This window comes from Streptomyces vilmorinianum, from assembly GCF_005517195.1.
GTDB classification, from domain to species: Bacteria; Actinomycetota; Actinomycetes; order Streptomycetales; family Streptomycetaceae; genus Streptomyces; species Streptomyces vilmorinianum.
Map to the genome: position 1 here is coordinate 2,318,256 of NZ_CP040244.1, position 18,512 is coordinate 2,336,767.

General features: G+C 71.3%; 20 protein-coding genes. 14 read left to right on the top strand and 6 right to left on the bottom strand.

The window, feature by feature from the left end:
* The first annotated feature begins 1 nt into the window (after position 1).
* Both fabI and FDM97_RS10830 read left to right on the top strand, forming a co-directional pair.
* Complete coding sequence (fabI, locus tag FDM97_RS10825; protein WP_137990191.1) at positions 2 to 778, top strand: enoyl-ACP reductase FabI; 777 nt, start codon at positions 2 to 4, stop codon at positions 776 to 778.
* A 208-nt stretch (positions 779 to 986) separates the two neighbouring features.
* The gene (locus FDM97_RS10830) at positions 987 to 1,427 is read left to right on the top strand and encodes a hypothetical protein (protein WP_137990192.1); all 441 of its coding nucleotides are present in this window, start codon (positions 987 to 989) and stop codon (positions 1,425 to 1,427) included.
* Here the strand turns inward: FDM97_RS10830 and FDM97_RS10835 are convergent.
* Complete coding sequence (locus FDM97_RS10835; RefSeq protein WP_137990193.1) at positions 1,363 to 2,085, bottom strand: FadR/GntR family transcriptional regulator; 723 nt, start codon at positions 2,083 to 2,085, stop codon at positions 1,363 to 1,365. The two genes, FDM97_RS10830 and FDM97_RS10835, sit on opposite strands and share 65 nt — an antisense overlap.
* Positions 2,086 to 2,148: 63 nt before the next feature.
* Between FDM97_RS10835 and FDM97_RS10840 the strand changes: the two genes are divergently transcribed.
* The 4 genes from FDM97_RS10840 (at position 2,149) to FDM97_RS10850 (ending at position 4,512) form a co-directional block, all read left to right on the top strand.
* On the top strand, positions 2,149 to 3,450 hold the full coding sequence (locus tag FDM97_RS10840) for a CynX/NimT family MFS transporter (protein WP_137990194.1): 1,302 nt from the start codon (positions 2,149 to 2,151) through the stop codon (positions 3,448 to 3,450).
* Between the two features lie 17 nt (positions 3,451 to 3,467).
* A complete protein-coding gene (locus FDM97_RS36360; protein WP_254705559.1) occupies positions 3,468 to 3,584 on the top strand; it encodes an SGM_5486 family transporter-associated protein in 117 nt (38 codons plus the stop codon).
* A 155-nt stretch (positions 3,585 to 3,739) separates the two neighbouring features.
* On the top strand, positions 3,740 to 3,946 hold the full coding sequence (locus FDM97_RS10845) for a hypothetical protein (protein WP_137990195.1): 207 nt from the start codon (positions 3,740 to 3,742) through the stop codon (positions 3,944 to 3,946).
* A gap of 47 nt (positions 3,947 to 3,993) precedes the next feature.
* Complete coding sequence (locus tag FDM97_RS10850) at positions 3,994 to 4,512, top strand: SixA phosphatase family protein (protein ID WP_137990196.1); 519 nt, start codon at positions 3,994 to 3,996, stop codon at positions 4,510 to 4,512.
* 93 nt (positions 4,513 to 4,605) lie between these two features.
* Here the strand turns inward: FDM97_RS10850 and serB are convergent, their stop codons facing one another.
* Positions 4,606 to 5,820 (bottom strand): phosphoserine phosphatase SerB, encoded by a 1,215-nt coding sequence (serB, locus tag FDM97_RS10855; RefSeq protein WP_137990197.1) that lies wholly within the window; start codon positions 5,818 to 5,820, stop codon positions 4,606 to 4,608.
* A gap of 441 nt (positions 5,821 to 6,261) precedes the next feature.
* On the opposite strand from serB, the gene FDM97_RS10860 reads away from it, so the two are divergent.
* Positions 6,262 to 8,844, top strand: a complete 2,583-nt coding sequence (locus tag FDM97_RS10860; RefSeq protein WP_137990198.1) for an ABC transporter ATP-binding protein/permease — start codon at positions 6,262 to 6,264, stop codon at positions 8,842 to 8,844.
* Between the two features lie 71 nt (positions 8,845 to 8,915).
* On the opposite strand, the gene FDM97_RS10865 is transcribed toward FDM97_RS10860, so the two are convergent.
* The 3 genes from FDM97_RS10865 to FDM97_RS10875 all read right to left on the bottom strand — a co-directional run bounded on the left by FDM97_RS10865 (position 8,916) and on the right by FDM97_RS10875 (position 11,784).
* The gene (locus FDM97_RS10865) at positions 8,916 to 9,647 is read right to left on the bottom strand and encodes a transglycosylase SLT domain-containing protein (RefSeq protein WP_137990199.1); all 732 of its coding nucleotides are present in this window, start codon (positions 9,645 to 9,647) and stop codon (positions 8,916 to 8,918) included.
* Between the two features lie 290 nt (positions 9,648 to 9,937).
* Positions 9,938 to 11,089 (bottom strand): S-adenosylmethionine:tRNA ribosyltransferase-isomerase, encoded by a 1,152-nt coding sequence (locus tag FDM97_RS10870; RefSeq protein ID WP_137990200.1) that lies wholly within the window; start codon positions 11,087 to 11,089, stop codon positions 9,938 to 9,940.
* Entirely contained in the window at positions 11,086 to 11,784 is a 699-nt protein-coding gene (locus FDM97_RS10875) for an SDR family NAD(P)-dependent oxidoreductase (RefSeq protein ID WP_137994767.1), read from the bottom strand. Before FDM97_RS10875 ends, FDM97_RS10870 begins: the two co-directional genes overlap by 4 nt.
* 174 nt (positions 11,785 to 11,958) lie before the next feature.
* Here FDM97_RS10875 and FDM97_RS10880 point away from each other — a divergent pair, with 174 nt between their 5' ends.
* The 3 genes from FDM97_RS10880 (at position 11,959) to FDM97_RS10890 (ending at position 14,135) form a co-directional block, all read left to right on the top strand.
* A complete protein-coding gene (locus tag FDM97_RS10880) occupies positions 11,959 to 13,104 on the top strand; it encodes a GAF domain-containing sensor histidine kinase (RefSeq protein ID WP_137990201.1) in 1,146 nt (381 codons plus the stop codon).
* Positions 13,097 to 13,741, top strand: a complete 645-nt coding sequence (locus tag FDM97_RS10885; RefSeq protein ID WP_137990202.1) for a response regulator — start codon at positions 13,097 to 13,099, stop codon at positions 13,739 to 13,741. The genes FDM97_RS10880 and FDM97_RS10885 overlap by 8 nt, the downstream gene beginning before the upstream one ends.
* 148 nt (positions 13,742 to 13,889) lie before the next feature.
* Complete coding sequence (locus tag FDM97_RS10890; RefSeq protein ID WP_137990203.1) at positions 13,890 to 14,135, top strand: chaplin; 246 nt, start codon at positions 13,890 to 13,892, stop codon at positions 14,133 to 14,135.
* A 185-nt stretch (positions 14,136 to 14,320) separates the two neighbouring features.
* Here FDM97_RS10890 and FDM97_RS10895 read toward each other — a convergent pair whose 3' ends face one another.
* Entirely contained in the window at positions 14,321 to 15,106 is a 786-nt protein-coding gene (locus FDM97_RS10895; RefSeq protein WP_137990204.1) for a hypothetical protein, read from the bottom strand.
* A gap of 164 nt (positions 15,107 to 15,270) precedes the next feature.
* Here FDM97_RS10895 and FDM97_RS10900 point away from each other — a divergent pair, with 164 nt between their 5' ends.
* From FDM97_RS10900 to FDM97_RS10915, 4 genes are all read left to right on the top strand, one after another.
* Complete coding sequence (locus tag FDM97_RS10900; protein WP_137990205.1) at positions 15,271 to 16,062, top strand: ABC transporter ATP-binding protein; 792 nt, start codon at positions 15,271 to 15,273, stop codon at positions 16,060 to 16,062.
* 78 nt (positions 16,063 to 16,140) lie between these two features.
* On the top strand, positions 16,141 to 16,569 hold the full coding sequence (locus tag FDM97_RS10905; RefSeq protein WP_137990206.1) for an NfeD family protein: 429 nt from the start codon (positions 16,141 to 16,143) through the stop codon (positions 16,567 to 16,569).
* A gap of 103 nt (positions 16,570 to 16,672) precedes the next feature.
* Positions 16,673 to 17,602: an SPFH domain-containing protein gene (locus FDM97_RS10910; RefSeq protein WP_137990207.1), complete on the top strand. Its 930-nt coding sequence runs from the start codon at positions 16,673 to 16,675 to the stop codon at positions 17,600 to 17,602.
* Between the two features lie 109 nt (positions 17,603 to 17,711).
* Positions 17,712 to 18,485, top strand: coding sequence for a sulfite exporter TauE/SafE family protein (locus FDM97_RS10915; protein WP_175439087.1), 774 nt, complete (start codon positions 17,712 to 17,714; stop codon positions 18,483 to 18,485).
* Positions 18,486 to 18,512: the final 27 nt, after the last annotated feature.

Consider the following 18,512-nt stretch of genomic DNA (forward strand, 5'->3'; position numbering starts at 1 on the left):
CATGAGCGGAATTCTCGAGGGCAAGCGCATCCTGATCACCGGTGTGCTGATGGAGTCCTCCATCGCCTTCCACGCCGCCAAGCTGGCCCAGGAGCAGGGCGCGGAGATCATCCTCACCGCCTGGCCCCGGCCGACACTGACCGAGCGCATCGCCAAGAAGCTGCCCCAGCCCGACAAGGTGAAGGTCCTGGAGCTCGACGTCTCCAACGACGAGCACCTCGCCCGTCTGGAGGGCCAGGTCCGCGAGCACCTCGGCGACCGCCTGGACGGCGTCGTGCACTCCATCGGCTTCGCGCCGCAGGACGCGCTCGGCGGCAACTTCCTGAACACGCCGTTCGAGTCCGTGGCCACCGCCATGCACGTCTCGGCCTTCTCTCTGAAGTCGCTGACGATGGCGCTGCTGCCGCTGATGAGCGAGGGCGGATCGGTCGTCGGCCTCACCTTCGACGCGCAGTTCGCCTGGCCGCAGTACGACTGGATGGGCCCGACCAAGGCCGCCCTGGAGGCCACCAGCCGCTACATGGCCCGTGACCTGGGCAAGCAGAACATCCGCTGCAACCTGGTCTCGGCCGGCCCGCTCGGTTCGATGGCCGCCAAGTCCATCCCCGGCTTCTCGGAGCTGGCCTCCGTGTGGGACAGCCGTTCCCCGCTGGAGTGGGACCTGTCCGACCCGGAGCCGGCGGGCCGCGCCATCGTCGCGCTGCTGTCCGACTGGTTCCCGAAGACGACCGGCGAGATCGTCCACGTCGACGGCGGCCTGCACGCGATCGGCGCGTGACGACCGGATCGTGACGACCGGCGCCTGACGACCGGCGCCTGACGACCGGCGCCTGAGCAGACGTACGAAGGCCGGGTGGCCCCTCATCGAGGGGCCACCCGGCCTTCGTCGTGTCCGCGCCCGGCTCCCGAGTCGAAAAGTCCGGCGAACCGCCTCACACTGGATCGGAGCGTGACATTCCGGCTACTGACGGGGAGGAGGTACGGGCATGCGCGCGCCACACCGCCGGGCCCCTTCTCCCGCTTCTCCCGCCTCGGTCCCCGTCCTCGTCTCGGTCGCCGCTCTGCTGGCCGGGATCACCGTCGCCGCCGAGGTCCGTGCCGCTCCGTCTCCCACGGAGGAGGTCCCGATACCCGCCGCCCAGGAGACCGAGGACTTCGGCGCCTCCTGCCGCACGGTCGTCCAGGGCTCCCGGGTCACCGCCTACTGCCAGAACCCCTACCCCGGCACCGACCGCGTCCGGCTGCACGTCGAGTGCGAGCGCTGGTGGGACGTGGACACCGACAGCGCCCCCGTCGACGTGGGCCCCACCGCCTACGCCCGGCTGACCGGCCGCTGCTGGAAGGAGGTCCGCTCCGCCTGGCTCACGCACCAGCCGGTGGAACAGCCTGCCCCGGTCGAGCAGGACGCTCCGGTCCCGGGCTCCTGAGGCACATGAACGGATAGCCGGCCGCCTCGGCCGCCGCCGTGTCCGCGTCGCCGGCCCGGATCGCCTCCACCAGTCGCGTGTGGTCCATGTGGTGCTCGGGCCGCAGCTCCTGGCCCACGTCCTCGCGCAGCCACTGCCGCAGGACGTGGCCGAGGTCGGCGTAGAGCTCGGTCAGTACGTCGTTGTGCGAGGCGACCACCACCGCGTGATGGAACGCGCCGTCCGCCGTCACGAACCGCTCGGCGTCGCCCGACCGCCACGCCTCGTCCCGCCCCGCGAGCAGCGCGTCCAGCTGCTTCAGATCGCGCTCCGTGCGCCGCTGCGCCGCGAGCCGCGCCGCCGAGGACTCCAGCGTCGAGCGCACCTCCGCGATGTGCCGCGGGTCGGACCCGGCGAACCGCCGGTGCATGACCCCCGCCAGCTCGCTGGTCGCGACGACATAGGTGCCCGAGCCCTGCCGGATGTCGAGCAGCCCGTTGTGCGCGAGCGCGCGGACCGCCTCGCGCACGGTGTTGCGGGCCACGCCCAGCTGCTCGACCAGTTCCGGCTCGGTCGGGATCCGTGACCCGACCGGCCACTCGCCGGAGGTGATCTGGTTCCGCAGCTCGGTGATCACCTGATCGGAGAGCCCGGAACGCCGGGGAGAGCCGAGCGCCATGGTGCACCTTCCATTTCGTTCCGGATTGGACAACCAATCATCCCATGATTCTATGATGGCGCCATGCCTGACGAGCCGCAGACCCTCACGACCGCCGCACCGCCGGCCCGTTCCACCGCACCGGCCGCCACCACCGCGGGGAATTCTTCCGCACCCGGCCGGCCCGCCCTCTGGGTCACCCGGCTCGTCGTCGTCGGACTCGTGCTCGCCGCCCTCAACCTCCGCCCCGCCATCACCAGCCTCGGCGCCCTCCTCGAAGAGGTCCGCGACGGGCTCCACATGAGCGGCAGCGTGGCCGGCGTCCTCACCTCCGTACCCCCGCTCTGCTTCGCCGTCTTCGGCATCACCGCCCCGCGCCTCGCCCGCCGCTTCGGCAACGCCGCCGTCGTCTGCGCCGGCATGGCCGCGATCCTCGCGGGCCTCGCCGTCCGCCCCTTCGCCTCCGGCACCGCCGGCTTCCTCGCCGCCAGCGCCCTCGCCCTCATGGGCATCGCCGTCAGCAACGTCCTGATGCCCGTCATCGTCAAGCGGTACTTCCCCGGCCGCGTGGGCACCATGACCGGCCTCTACTCCATGGCGCTCGCCCTCGGCACCTCCCTGGCCGCCGCGGCGACCGTTCCCATGACCACCGCCCTGGGCGGCAGTTGGCGCACCGGCCTCGGCGCCTGGGCGATCCTCGCCGCCCTCGCCGTACTTCCCTGGCTCGCGCTGCTGCGCGACCGGGGCACGCGCTCGCCGGCCGCCTTCCCCGACCGCGCGGCGCACGCACCGGCCGCGGGCGCCCCCCTCCGGATCACGCGCAGCCGCACCGCCTGGGCCCTCGGAGCCTTCTTCGGTCTCCAGGCCACCGGCGCGTACATCACCATGGGCTGGATGCCGCAGATCTTCCGCGACGCCGGTGTCCCGGCCGGTACGGCCGGTGTGCTGCTCGCCGTCACGATGGTGATGGGCGTACCGCTCGCGTTCGTCATCCCGCGCCTGGCCACCCGGCTCAGGAACCAGGGGCCGATCGCCGTCGGCCTGGGTCTGTGCGGCCTCGCCGGCTACACCGGCCTGTACGTCGCGCCCGCCGCGGGAGCCTGGGCCTGGGCCCTGCTCCTCGGCGTCTCCAACTGCGCCTTCCCGCTCGCCCTCACCATGATCGGCATGCGCTCGCGCACCGGCGCCGGCGTCGTCCGGCTCTCCGCCTTCGCGCAGAGCGTCGGCTACCTCATCTCCATCCCCGGCCCGCTCCTGGTCGGCGTCCTCTACCAGCACAGCGGCGGCTGGGGCCTGCCCATCGCCCTGATGGCCGGACTGATGCTGCCCCAGATGGTCGTGGGCACCCTCGCGGGGCGGGACCGGACCGTCGAGGACGAATGCTGAGATGCGAGACTGGCCCCATGCCAGTGCTCGACCCGAACCCCCAGAACGGCCAGAAGAAGCTCCTCATCGTGCTCGGCGCGATGCTCGGAATCACGGTCGTCATCGCCCTCATCGCCTCGATCGCCTCACCCTGACCCCACCCGGTGGGGTCAACCCGACGTCCCCTAGGGGGTGAGTGTCAGGGTGAAGTGGGTGGATCACCTGATGGGCTCGGCGGACCGCGCTCCGTAGCGTGGAGACACCGCGGCAGTCACCGCTGCGGACGTCCCCCCGACCCACGGAGGCGGCCATGTCGGCCCGTACGCACACCCGGACCCCGTCACCGTCCGTCGGCGGCGTCGACACCCGGCTGCCCTGGTGGGCGCTCGCTCTCCCGGTCGCCGCGTTCGTCGCCCTCTTCCTGCTGATAACGGGACCGGGCGGGGCCCACGCGGCCGGCGGTGAGGCATCGGTCGGGCATCTCCTGGAGCAGATCCAGCAGACGCTGCCCCGCTGACTCAACACCCTGCGCCCGGCGGCCCGTTTCATGCGAAGCTGGAGCCCATGAGCGTCGATACACCCCGCAGGATTGTGCTGCTCCGGCATGCCAAGGCCGACTGGCCTCAGGTGTCCGACCACGAGCGACCGCTCGCCGAGCGCGGCCGCACGGACGCCCCCGTAGCGGGCCGCAAGCTCGCCGACACCGGGATCACCTTCGATCTGGCCCTCTGCTCGACCGCCGCCAGGACCCGCGAGACCTGGAAGCTGGCCGTGCACGAGCTGCCGCACCGCCCCAGGACCGTGTACGAGGAGCGGCTGTACGAGGCCTCGCTCGGCGAACTGATCGCCCTGCTCAACGAGGTCTCCGACGAGGTGAGCGACCTCCTCGTCATCGGGCACAACCCCGGCATGCACGCGCTCTCCGACGCCCTCGCGGGCAAGGCCGAGGGTGACGCGCTGGCCCGGATGAACCGGGGCGGCTTCCCGACGGCCGCCTTCTCGGTGCTCACCTTCAACGGCTCCTGGAAGTCCGTGGAGCACGGCGTGGGCACGCTGGTCGACTACTGGGCTCCGCACAGCTGATCCACCGCGTGCGGGACCGTACGGCCCCCATACGGCACAAGGCCCGGTCGCCGAGTGGGACCGGGCCTTTCCGCGGCGGTGGCGCGGGTGAGATCAGTGCAGCAGCTCCTCGTCGCCGTCCGCCGCCTCGACCTCCTCGCGGGTGATCCCCAGCAGATAGAGGACGGTGTCGAGGAAGGGGACGTTCACGGCCGTGTGGGCTGCCTGGCGTACCACCGGCTTGGCGTTGAACGCCACACCGAGTCCGGCCGCGTTCAGCATGTCCAGATCGTTGGCGCCGTCGCCGATCGCCACGGTCTGGGACAGCGGCACCCCCGCCTCCGAGGCGAACCGGCGCAGCAGCCGCGCCTTGCCCGCCCGGTCCACGATCTCACCGGTGACCCGGCCGGTCAGCTTCCCGTCGACGATCTCCAGGGTGTTGGCCGAGGCGAAGTCGAGCCCGAGCCGCTCCTTGAGGTCGTCCGTGACCTGGGTGAATCCACCCGAGACCACACCGACCTGGAACCCCAGCCGCTTCAGCGTACGGATCAGGGTGCGGGCGCCGGGGGTGAGCCGTACCTCGGCACGGACCTTGTCCACCACCGAGGCGTCGAGCCCGGCCAGCAGCGCCACCCGGGCGTGCAGCGACTGCTCGAAGTCCAGCTCGCCGCGCATCGCGGCCGCCGTGACCTCGGCGACCTTGTCCTCGCAGCCCGCGTGCGCCGCGAAGAGCTCGATCACCTCGTCCTGGATCAGCGTCGAGTCGACGTCCATGACGACCAGTCGCTGGGCGCGGCGGTGCAGCCCGGCGGAGACCACGGCCACGTCCACACCGATGTCGTGCGCCTCCGTGGCCAGCGCGGTCCGCAGTGGCTCGGTCTCGCAGCCCGAGACGGCGAACTCGACCGCGGTCACCGGGTACTTCGCGAGGCGGAAGATACGGTCGATGTTGCCGCCGTTCTCGGCGATCCTCGCCGTTATGGCGGCGGTCTGCTCGGCGGTCAGCGGGTGCCCGAGCACGGTGACGTGCGAGCGTCCACTGCCGCGCGGACGGTTGTCACCGGTGCCGGAGATGATCTCGGCCTGGAGTTTCAGCGACTCGGCCCAGCTGTGGACGGTCGCCCGCAGCTCGCCCGCGGAGGCGACGGTCGGCTCGGTGACGAGCGCGCACAGGACGAGGCGGCCGCGGGACACGACCTGCTCGATGTCCACGACGTCGACGGAGTAGGCGGCGAGGGTGTCGAAGAGCCCGGCGGTGATCCCGGGACGGTCCTTCCCGAAGATCTTGACGAGAAGGGTGGGAACGTCTGAGGTCTGCGATGCGCTCATGGTGCTTCCACCGTATCGGGCACTGGGTGCCACCAGTCCCCCCGTCCCGCGTACCGGACACCCGACTGGTCGCTCCCTTGCCACGGTAGCCCTCCCAGGTGGGGAAGCGCGCCCGGAGGACGCCTGTGCAGGACACCTGTGGAGGCCGCGCGGTCCCGCCCCCGCCTCCGCCCTCGCCCGCCGCCCCCGACCGCCGTCCCCGCCATGATCGAGGCCAGAATCACATCGGCCGGAGTCGGCCACCCACCGATGCCGCCCGCACCCGTCAGTACCCACCGGTTCGCAGCGAGTTGCCCCATTTCCACCTGATCCGCAAAAGCATGCCTGTGCGGGGTCTTCACACCGCCCGACTTTCGGAGTACGGGCCCGGCCTGAAATAGTTCCCCCCGATGTTCGCCATCCCTAGACTCCCAGCGACGGGGGTACATCGGGGGACAAGTAGTGGGGCATGGAGTGCCAGAACTCGTACTGGAATTGAACGGAAGGACCTGGACTCTCGATCCGTCCAGGTCGTACACCCTCGGACGTGATCCGCAGGGCGACCTGGTGATCGACGACGCCAGGGTCTCGTGGCGGCACGCCACCATCAGCTGGGGCGGCCGGAGTTGGGTCATCGAGGACCACGGCTCGACCAACGGCACCTTCGTGCAGGGGCAGCGGATCCACCAGATGGAGATCGGCCCCGGCTCCGCGGTGCACCTCGGCAACGCGACCGACGGCCCGCGGCTGAATCTCGCCGCCGGCGCCGCGGCCCAACAGCAGGCGGCGCAGGCCCACCAGGCCCCCGCCCACCAGGGTGCGGCACAGGCCGACTGGGCCACCCACCAGGCCCCGCCGCCTCAGCAGAACTGGCAGCAGCAGGCCCCGCAGGGCCAGCCGCAGCAGCAGCCCCACCAGCCCCACCAGCCTCAGCAGCCGCAGTTCCCGCACCAGCAGGGCGGCCCCGCCGAGCAGTTGGCCCAGAAGGTGCCCGGCCAGGGTGGCGGCGCCGCGGGGGCGCCGCCGGTCTACGGCGACCGCAGCCCCACCACGTTCCACCAGCTGGCCCTCGGCCACGTCATGCGCATCGGTCGCGCGCTCGAGAACGAGTTGGTCGTCTCCGACCTCCAGGTCTCGCGCCACCACGCCGAGTTCCACGCCACGCCCGACGGCCGCTTCGAGATCCGCGACCTCGGCTCCCACAACGGCACGTACGTCAACGGTCAGCCGATCGCCAAGGGCGGCTCCGTCCTCATCGGCCCCAACGACATCGTGGGTGTCGGTCACTCGACCTTCCGGATGGTCGGCGGCCAGCTCGAGGAGTTCGTCGACACCGGCGAGGTCTCCTTCTCGGCCCGCCACCTCACCGTCACGGTCGACGGCGGCAAGCAGATCCTGAAGGACGTCTCCTTCGGCGTCCCCGAGAAGTCGCTGATCGGCGTCATCGGCCCCTCCGGCTCCGGCAAGTCGACCCTGCTCAAGGCGCTCACCGGCTACCGCCCGGCCAACGAGGGCGATGTCCTCTACGACAACCGAAGCCTCTACAAGCAGTTCGCCGAGCTGCGCCAGCGCATCGGTCTGGTCCCGCAGGACGACATCCTGCACAAGGAGCTGACCGTCCAAAAGGCGCTGCGCTACGCGGCCAAGCTCCGCTTCCCCGGCGACACCGCCGAGGCCGAGCGCGAGGCCCGTATCGACGAGGTGCTGCGCGAGCTCAAGCTCGACATCCACAAGGAGAAGAAGGTCACCTCCCTCTCCGGTGGCCAGCGCAAGCGCGTCTCGGTGGCCCTGGAGCTCCTCACCAAGCCGTCGCTGATCTTCCTGGACGAGCCGACCTCGGGCCTCGACCCGGGCATGGACCGCGACGTCATGCAGCTGCTGCGCGGCCTCGCCGACGACGGCCGCACGGTCCTCGTCGTCACCCACTCGGTGGCGGAGCTCGGCCTGTGCGACAAGCTCCTCGTCATGGCGCCCGGTGGCTCGGTGGCGTACTTCGGTCCGCCGGAGGAGGCGCTGAACTTCTTCGGCTACAGCACCTGGGCCGACGTCTTCTCCGCCTTCGAGAACTACCGCGACTACGACTGGGCGGGCCGCTGGAAGGGCTCGCAGCACTACCAGATGTACGCCGCGGACATCGACGCCGTCGCCGCGCAGCCCGTGCAGATGCCGCAGCAGGCGATGGCCCGCCCGCCGAAGCCGCAGGGCTGGGGCTCCCAGCTGTGGACCCTGATCCGCCGCTACTCCTCCGTGATCGCCTCGGACAAGGGCTTCATGGGCCTGATGGTGATCCTGCCGGCCGTCCTCGGCCTGGTCTCGGTCGTCATCCCGGCCGACTTCGGCCTCGGCAAGCCCACGCCGCCGTCCCGCTTCAACGGCGACGCCGGCACGATCATGCTGATCCTCGCGGTCGGCATGTGTTTCTCGGGCGCCGCGAACTCCGTACGAGAGCTGATCAAGGAGCGGGTCATCTACGAACGGGAGCGGGCCACCGGCCTGTCCCGCTCGGCGTACCTGATGTCCAAGGTCATCGTCCTCGGCGTGATCACCGCCATCCAGGGCGTGATCATCTGCGGGATCGGCTTCGCCACCCGTGAGCTGCCGGAAGAGGGCCTGGTCATGCCGCCGGCCGTCGAGCTGTGCGTCACGATCATCGCGCTCGGCTTCACCTCGATGATGTTCGGCCTGGTCATCTCCTCGCTGGTGAAGACCGCCGAGAAGACGATGCCGCTGCTCGTCATGTTCGCGATCGTCCAGGTCGTGTTCACCGGCATCCTCTTCCAGGTGTACGGCTCGCCCGGCCTGGAGCAGTTCGCCTGGCTGATGCCCTCGCGCTGGGCCATCGCCGCCGCGGGCTCGACCCTCGACCTCGCGCACCTGATGCCGCCGTGGGACCACAAGAACCCGACGAACCTGGACCCGCTGTGGGACCACACCGTCGGCCAGTGGGGCTTCAACCTCACGATCCTGCTGCTCATCGGCATCGCCTGCGGCTTCGCGGTGGCGCGTCTGCTGCGCCGCCACGAGCCCGAGGTCATGCGCAAGTAAGCACGTCCGTACGACGCCGAAGGGCGGCACCCCTGCACGGGGTGCCGCCCTTCGGCGCGGACAGGCGTGGCTCAGTACGCGCTGTTGACGTTGTCCATGGAGCCGTAGCGGTCGGCCGCGTAGTTGCAGGCGGCGACGATGTTGGCGACCGGGTCGTACTGGTCGAACTTGGTGCCCGGCACGTGGTAGGCCTTGAAGGTCGGGTAGATGACCTGGAGCAGGCCCTTCGAGGGGACGCCGTTGATGGCGTTGATGTCCCAGTTGTTGATGGCCCGCGGGTTACCGCTGGACTCCCGCATGATGTTGCGGTGGATGCCCTCGTAGGTGCCCGGGATGTTGTGCTTCTTCATGATGTCGAGCGCCTCGCGGATCCAGCCGTCGAGGTTGTTCGCGTACACCGGCTTGCGGGCGGCGGCACGGCTCGCGGCCGCCTTCGCCTCGGCGCGCTTCTTCGCCTCGGCCTTGGCCTTGGCCTCAGCCGCGGCCTTCGCCTTGGCCTTGGCGTCCGCCTTGGCCTTGGCCTCGGCCTGCGCCTTGGCGGCGGCCTCGGCCTTGGCCTTCAGGTCGATCGCGTTCTGCTGCTCCGTGAGGCTCGCGTGCAGCGCCTTGGCCTGCGGGCTGGCGGCGTCGTAGGCCCACGCGACCTGCTGGGTGTTGCTCAGCGCCTGCGGCTCGGTCTCGGCGGCGGCGTTGCTCGGGATGAGGGAGAAGCCCAGGGCGACGGCACCAAGGGCGGCGACACCGGCAAGGGAAGCCTTGTGCGTCTTCTTCAGCCGATAGTGGCCAGGAGTGTTCGCGGACATGCAGGACTACCTCTTCGAATAGCAGGGGGTCGCTCAGGCCGGGGCGGCGCTGCGCCCTCTCGGCGGCGACGGCTGCAATTCTTAGCGGCAGCAAAATCCTGTGGCAAAGGTGTGACGTACGATCCCGGGTAGTGGATCAGGGGCCCGTGCACGGCGCACGGAAACCCGCCCGGGACCCGCTCACTCCGGTCCCATCTGACCTTTATGGTTCCACTAGGGTGCTTCGTAAGTGACGTGCGTCCTATGCGCGGGCTCACATCGGGCGCGTAACAACCTCACCACGCGTTGCTTCAGCAATGCGCACAGTGAGGGGCCTTCTCCGGGAGGACGAGATGGACGTCGCCGAACTCGTGCCAGAGGTACCGCTCCCGCAGCGCCTCCGTACAGGCACGGTGCACAGCACGCCGCCCGGCGACCGCCTCCAGCATCAGCAGATGCGAGGACTCGGGCTCGTGGAGCCCCGTGAGCAGCCCGTCCACCACCCGCACCCCGCGCCCCGGGGTCACCACCAGATCCGTCCACCCCGAAGCCGCCCGCACCCGCCCGGCCTCATCGGCCGCGGACTCGAGCGCGCGCACCGCCGTCGTCCCCACCGCCACGACCCGGCCCCCGCCCGCCTTCGCCGCGTTCACCAGCCACGCCGTCGTCGCCGGGACCTCGAAGCGCTCCGGGTACGGCGGCTCATGGACCTCCGCCGACGCCACCCCCGTATGCAGGGTGAGCGGAGCGAACTGCACCCCCCGGCTCACCAGCTCCGCCACCAGGGCGGCCGTGAACGGCCGGCCCGCGCTCGGCATCTCCGCCGAACCCGCGCCGTCGGGGGAGGGGAGCGCGAAGACCGTCTGATACGCGGACAGCGGCTGGTCCCGCTCCGTGTACCCGTAGCGGATCGGCCGCCCGTACCGCGCGAGCAGCGCCGGTACGGGCGTGTCCACCCGGGCCCACCAGAGCCGCGACGCCCCCGGAACCAGCGGCTCCGTCAGGACGAGCCGAGCCTCTACGCCCCTGCTGGGGGGACCCCCGGGCAGCCGCACCACGGCCCCCACCGGTCCGCCCGGCCGCGGCCCCGTACTTCCCCGGCCGTCCGGCTCCCGCAGCTCCACCGCCCACCGGCCGTCGTCCCCACGCGTCGAGAAGTGCACGACGACCGGCTCCCAGCCCGCCCGTCGCCCGCCACCGCCCTTGCAAGGAATCGCTACGCGAGCCCCTTCCTCTTCCCCGCCCAGCCGCCCGGTCACGGCGGCGGCGAGCGTCGCACTTGTATTGACGACGAGCACGTCCCCGGCCCGCAGCTGCCCCGGCAGCTCCCGGAAGACGTGATGCGACACCTCCGTCCCGCGCGACACCATCAGCCGCACGTCGTCACGCCCCCGGCCCGGCCCGCGCTGCTCCGCCGGCAGCCGCGCCGACAACCCCTCGGGTACGTGCACCGCCCACGTCATCGCTCCTCCAGGAGGGCCGGTGCCGTATACCTGCCGCTCGCCGGGCGCTCGTCGAGAAGCCGGAGGAAGACAGGGGCGACCTCGGCCGGAGCAGGAGTCCCCGACAGGTCCTCGTCGGGCTCCGCGGCGGCCAGCATGTCCGTCCGCATCCCGCCCGGGTCCACCCACCAGACGCGCAGCCCCGGCTCCTCCACCGCCAGGACCGCCGACAGCTGGTCCAGCGCCGCCTTCGTCGCCCCGTACGCGCCCCAGGTCCGGTACGCCTCCACGGCCGCGTCCGAACTCAGGTTGATCACGGCTCCGGCCGGTGCCGTGCGCAGCAGCGGCAGCGCCTCCTGCAGCAGCCCCAGCGGAGCCACCACGTTCACCTCCAGGGCGGCCCGGAAACCGTCCAGAGAGTGGCTGTCGAGCCGTGGCAGCGGCTCGGCGCCCAGGATCCCCGCGTTGTTCACCAGCAGATCCAGCCCGCCGAGCTCCCGCGCCGCCGCCACCAGCTCACGCCGGTGCGCCGTGTCCGTCACGTCCCCCGCCCGCGCCACCACCCGCACCCCACGCGCGCGTGCCGCCTCCGCACTCTCCTCGAGCACCTTCGCCGTCCGGGCGTCGAGCACCAGATCCCAGCCCCGCTCGGCCAGCGCGCCGGCCAGAGCCCGCCCCAGCCCCTTCGACGCCCCTGTGATGATCGCGACAGGCATGACATCCATCCCCTCTTCTTCCACGGATGGATCCAGCCTCCGGCCGCCGCCCCGCCCACCGCCTCGTCCGCGGGCCCCGACCGCACAAGGCACTTCGACCTAGTCCCCCGGTCCTAGGCGACGGCCGTCCCCAGGCGGATACGCACCGTCACAACCCACCGGTACGGTGAATCCATGAGTCACCGACCCGGCTCCGGCCTCGCCGCCGTGAGCACCGCGCTGCTGGCCATGAGCCGCCACCTGGAGGTGCGCGACGTCCTCAAGACGATCGTGGCCTCCGCCCGTGAGCTGCTCGACGCCGAGTACGCGGCGCTCGGTGTCCCGGACGACCACGGCGGCTTCGCCCAGTTCGTCGTCGACGGCGTCAGCGAGGAGCAGTGGCGGGCCATCGGACCGCTGCCCCGCCAGCACGGCATCCTCGCGGCCATGCTCCACAAGGCCGAGCCCGAGCGCCTCGCCGACGTGCGCAAGGACCCCCGCTTCGAGGGCTGGCCCGCGGCCCACCCGGAGATGTCCGACTTCCTCGGCCTGCCCATCCTGGACGGCGAGGAGACCATCGGGGCGCTCTTCCTCGCCAACAAGCGCTGCCCCAGGGAGGACGGCGGCTGCGGCTTCACCGCCGAGGACGAGGAACTGCTCGGGATCCTCGCCCAGCACGCCGCCATCGCCCTGACCAACGCCCGGCTCTACGAGCGCAGCCGCGAGCTCACCATCGCCGAGGAGCGCTCGCGCCTCGCCCACGAGCTGCACGACGCCGTCAGCCAGAAGCTCTTCTCGCTCCGGCTCACCGCCCAGGCCGCGGCCGCCCTCGTCGACCGCGACCCGGCCCGCGCGAAGGGCGAGCTCCAGCAGGTCGCCGCGCTCGCCGCCGAGGCCGTGGACGAGCTGCGCGCCGCCGTCGTCGAGCTGCGCCCCGCCGCCCTCGACGAGGACGGACTCGTCCATACCCTGCGCACGCAGATCCAGGTCCTCGACCGGGCCCACAGCGCCCGGGTCACCTTCGACAGCTCCGGGGTGCGCGCGCTGCCCGCGGCCCAGGAGGAGGCCATGCTCCGCGTCGCCCAGGAGGCCCTGCACAACGCGCTGCGGCATGCCGAGCCGGAGCTGGTCGCCGTCTCCCTGGTCCGCCACGGCCAGGGCGCGCTGCTCACCGTCACCGACGACGGCAAGGGCTTCGACCCCCGTACGGTCCGCAGGGCCGGCCGGCACCTCGGCCTCGTCTCCATGCGGGACCGGGCCGGCGGCGTCGGCGGCATACTCACCGTGACATCGGCACCGGGCCGAGGCACCACGATCGAGATGGAGGTCCCCGGTGGCTGACCGGATCATTCGCGTGCTGCTGGTCGACGACCACCAGGTGGTCCGGCGCGGCCTGCGCACGTTCCTGGAGGTCCAGGACGACATAGAGGTCGTGGGAGAGGCGTCCGACGGCGACGAGGGGGTCGCCCGGGCCGAGGAGCTGCGGCCCGACGTCGTGCTGATGGACGTCAAGATGCCCGGCACGGACGGCATCGAGGCGCTGCGGAGGCTGCGCGAGCTGGCCAACCCGGCGAAGGTCCTGATCGTCACCAGCTTCACCGAGCAGCGCACGGTCGTCCCCGCGCTGCGGGCGGGCGCGTCCGGGTACGTCTACAAGGACGTGGACCCGGACGCCCTGGCCGGTGCCATCCGCTCCGTACACGCCGGGCATGTGCTGCTCCAGCCCGAGGTGGCGGGGGCGCTGCTCTCCCAGGAGGAGGCGCACAGCGGCACGGGGCGCGGGACGACGCTCACGGAGCGGGAGCGGGAGGTGCTCGGGCTGATCGCGGACGGGCGGTCCAACCGGGAGATCGCGCGGGCGCTCGTCCTGTCGGAGAAGACGGTCAAGACGCATGTCTCGAACATCCTGATGAAGCTCGACCTGGCGGACCGGACGCAGGCGGCGCTCTGGGCGGTGAGGCACGGCCTGACCTCGTGAAACGCCTGAGGCGGAAGAGGCACTTCCGTTCCCCTTTTCATACCGTCGGGTGTATGTCCCCCGTTTGGCGCAACCCGCCGGGGGCGGGGGCGTTCTTCAGGGCGTGCTGCGGCGGCCGGCCGCGGCGAATACCAGGAGGAACCTGAAAGTGAAGAACCTCAAGAAGGCCGCTGCCCTCACCATGGTCGCCGGTGGCATCGTCGCCGCGGGTGCGGGTGTCGCCTCCGCCCACGGCGGCGCGGACGCGCACGGCAAGGCCCTCAACTCGCCGGGCGTCGCGTCCGGCAACCTGGTGCAGGCCCCGGTCCACGTCCCGGTGAACGTCTCCGGCAACACGGTCAACGTGATCGGCCTGCTCAACCCGGCCTTCGGAAACGGCGCCGTCAACCACTGACGCGCCCCCGCGACGAGCCCGGCCCCCGGACGATCCCCCGGGGGCCGGGCTCTCCCCTTGCCCGCCGCAGCGCCGCCCCCGCGCCCCCGGCCCCTCCTTCTCGACGCGTCGCTCGCACCGCTCGGCGCCGGGGCGCCTCGCGGGCTTCCTTCCGTTGCGCCGCACTCCGCCCGGCGGCAGCGGCGTCAGCGCTCGCGTTCCTTCTCCTCCACGTACGCGTTGTACGCCGCCACCTGCGCCCGCCTGGCCACCCGCTCCACCGGCCGCAGCGCCGCCCCCCGCGCCGCCATTTCCGAGGCGCTCACCGCGCCGCCGTGGCCGTGGTCGTACGCCAGGTCGATCAGCAGGCCCACCCGCTGGGCCAGCTCGAGGACCCGGACCGCACGCGCCGGATACCCCGGGGCCAGCACCTCACGGCCCGCCTCCGCGCGCGCCCGGTACGCCTCGCGGGCCGCGTCCGCCACCGGGCCCGAGGCCGCCACGTCCAGCTGGGTCAGCACCGCGGTCGCCTCACGCAGCGCCTCCGCCAGCTCCCGCTCCGCCTCACCGAGCGACGGCACATCCGCGGGCGGCGCCTCCCGGACGGTCAGGCACTGCCAGACCACCTCCACATGCACGTCCCCCGCGGGCCCCGCCTCCGTGATCTGCGGCACAAGACCGTACGGAGCGCCGAAACCCACCACCGCCTCCTCCGCCTCCAGCGCCCGCGCGTTGAAGTCGGGCGGCCCGCTCAGCCCCAGCGGATGCCCCGGCGCCGGCAGCGCCACCCGCCACCCGGTCACCCCGAGCCGCCGCAGCCGCCCCAGCGCCAGCGTCAGGCCGACCTGACCCGCCTCGCCCGGCAGCCCCTCGACGCGGTGCACCGCGTCCTCCCCGACAATGGCCAGCACCGCGTCGTCCGGCGATACCGATCCGGCCAACAGGGCATTGCCCCAAGCGGCCAGGCGTCCTGAGCGTGGTTCCGAAAGCATGCACCCAGCCTAGGGACTCCCGGCACCGGAACAGGGACCTACCAGTCGTTAGGACCCACCTAAGGACCGGCCCGCTCGACCGGTGGCGTAGGTTTTCCCTGGACGCCGCGCCCACAGGCGCAAGGCGACGACCCGACTCGACCGCAAGGGGAGACAACGCGCTCATGAGCGATGTACTGGAGCTGGTGGACGTATCCGTGGTCCGCGACGGACGGGCTCTGGTGGACGATGTCTCCTGGTCGGTCAAGGAGGGCGAGCGCTGGGTCATTCTCGGCCCCAACGGCGCCGGCAAGACCACCCTCCTCAACATCGCCTCCAGCTACCTCTTCCCCACCACGGGCACGGCCAAGATCCTCGACGAGACGCTCGGCAAGGTCGACGTCTTCGACCTCCGCCCCCGCATCGGCGTGGCCGGCATCGCCATGGCCGAGAAGCTCCCCAAGCGCCAGACCGTCCTGCAGACCGTCCTCACCGCCGCGTACGGCATGACCGCCACCTGGCACGAGGACTACGACGCCGTCGACGAGGAGCGCGCCCGCGCCTTCCTCGACCGGCTCGGCATGACCGAGTACCTGGACCGCAAGTTCGGCACCCTCTCCGAGGGCGAGCGCAAGCGCACCCTCATCGCCCGCGCGATGATGACCGACCCCGAGCTCCTCCTCCTCGACGAGCCCGCCGCCGGACTCGACCTCGGCGGCCGCGAGGACCTCGTCCGCCGCCTGGGCCGCCTCGCCCGTGACCCGTACGCCCCCTCCATGATCATGGTCACCCACCATGTCGAGGAGATCGCCCCGGGCTTCACCCACGTCCTGATGATCCGCCAGGGCAAGGTGCTCGCCGCCGGCCCGATGGAGACCGAGCTGACCTCCCGCAACCTGTCGCTCTGCTTCGGCCTCCCGCTCGTCGTCGAGCACGTCGGCGACCGCTACACCGCCCAGGGCCTCCCGCTCAAGTAACCTCCGGTCGCCGGGCGTTGCGACTCCGCACAGAGCCGCGCCCTGTCCCCGGAGTTCCCACCGCCCTACCATGACCATGTGGACATCGACGCGTGGGTCTGGTGGCTGATCGGCGCGGTGGGACTGGGCATTCCGCTCGTCCTGACCGCAATGCCTGAATTCGGCATGTTCTCCGTCGGCGCGATCGCCGGAGCCGTGACCGCCGGTCTCGGCTTCGGCATCGTCGCGCAGGTGGTCGTCTTCGTCATCGTCTCGGTGGCGCTGCTCGCGGTGGTCCGCCCGATCGCGGCCCGGCAACGCAACGGACCGCCCGAACACGCCAGCGGCATCGACGCGCTGAAAGGCCGTCAAGCCGTCGTCCTGGAACGGGTGGACGGCAACGGCGGCCGCATCAAGCTCGCCGGTGAGGTCTGGTCGGCCCGCACCTACGACCCCGAGCAGAGCTTCGAAGCCGGCGCCCACGTCGACGTGGTCGAGATCGACGGGGCGACCGCCGTGGTCATGTGACCGAACGCCCCGAACCCCCCACACGACGGCGCGCCGTCTGGGAAAATCGATCATCGAAATCAACCCGGCAGTCAACCGGTAGCGAAGGGCACGGGGAAACACGATGTCAGCAGTCATCATCGTCCTGATCATTCTGGTGGTGCTTGTCTTCATCGCCCTGATCAAGACGATCCAGGTCATCCCGCAGGCAAGCGCCGCGATCGTCGAACGGTTCGGCCGCTACACCCGCACGCTCAACGCCGGCCTGAACATCGTCGTCCCGTTCATAGACTCGATCCGCAACAGGATCGACCTCCGCGAGCAGGTCGTCCCGTTCCCGCCCCAGCCGGTGATCACCCAGGACAACCTGGTCGTCAACATCGACACCGTCATCTACTACCAGGTGACCGACGCCCGGGCCGCGACCTACGAGGTCGCCAGCTACATCCAGGCGATCGAGCAGCTCACCGTCACCACCCTGCGCAACATCATCGGCGGCATGGACCTGGAGCGGACCCTCACCTCCCGCGAGGAGATCAACGCGGCCCTGCGCGGCGTCCTCGACGAGGCCACCGGCAAGTGGGGCATCCGCGTCAACCGCGTCGAGCTCAAGGCCATCGAGCCGCCGACCTCCATCCAGGACTCGATGGAGAAGCAGATGCGCGCCGACCGTGACAAGCGCGCCGCGATCCTCACCGCCGAGGGCATCCGGCAATCGCAGATCCTGACCGCCGAGGGCGAGAAGCAGTCCGCGATCCTCCGCGCCGAGGGTGAGGCCAAGGCCGCCGCCCTGCGCGCCGAGGGCGAGGCCCAGGCCGTACGCACGGTCTTCGAGGCCATCCACGCCGGAGACCCGGACCAGAAGCTCCTCTCGTACCAGTACCTCCAGATGCTCCCGAAGATCGCCGAGGGCGACGCCAACAAGCTCTGGATCGTGCCCAGCGAGATCGGCGACGCCCTCAAGGGCCTCTCCGGCGCCTTCGGCAACCTCGGCGGCGGAACCCCCGGCTTCAACACCGGTAAGGAGCGCCGCGAGGAACCCCCGGTCGAGTGACCGGGACCGGTTGACTGACACGTACACGTAATCGTGCATGATCGGTGCGAGCCCCTCGACCCCGACGGACGTCAGGGCGGGGAGGCAGAGCCACCGATCTTGTAAGGAGATGGCGTTGTCCATCTGGGAAGTCCTGGCAGTCTTCGCCGCCGGCGTGGGAGCCGGCACCATCAACACCATCGTCGGATCGGGAACGCTGATCACGTTCCCGGTCCTCCTCCTCACCGGACTGCCTCCGGTCACGGCCACCGTCTCCAACGCCCTCGGCCTCATCCCCGGCTCCATCAGCGGAGCCATCGGCTACCGCGAGGAACTCAAGGGCCAGCGCCGCCGCGTCCTGCGCCTCGGGACCGTCGCCGCGACCGGCGGACTCGGCGGAGCCGTCCTCCTGCTGATGCTCCCCGCCCGGGCGTTCGAGACCATCGTCCCCGTCCTGGTCGCCCTCGCGCTGATCCTGGTCGTCCTCCAGCCGCGCCTCTCCAAGGCCGTCCAGGCCCGCCGCGAACGCAACGGCACCCACGGAGATCCCGACGGCGGCCCGCTCCTGCTGACCGGACTGTTCCTCGCCAGCCTGTACGGCGGCTACTTCACCGCCGCCCAGGGGATCATCTACCTCTCCCTCATGGGCATGCTCCTCGCGGACACCCTCCAGCGCCTCAACGCCGTCAAGAACGTCCTCGCCGCGATCGTCAACAGCATCGCCGCGCTCTTCTTCCTCTTCGTCGCCGACTTCGACTGGACCGCCGTCCTGCTCATCGCCGTCGGCTCGGCCATCGGCGGCCAGATCGGCGCCAAGGTAGGCCGCCGCCTCCCGCCCCCGGTCCTGCGCGGCGTCATCGTCGCCGTCGGCACCGTCGCCATCGTGCAGCTCCTGCTCCGCTGAACGGCAACGGGCCCGCCCCCGGGGAGG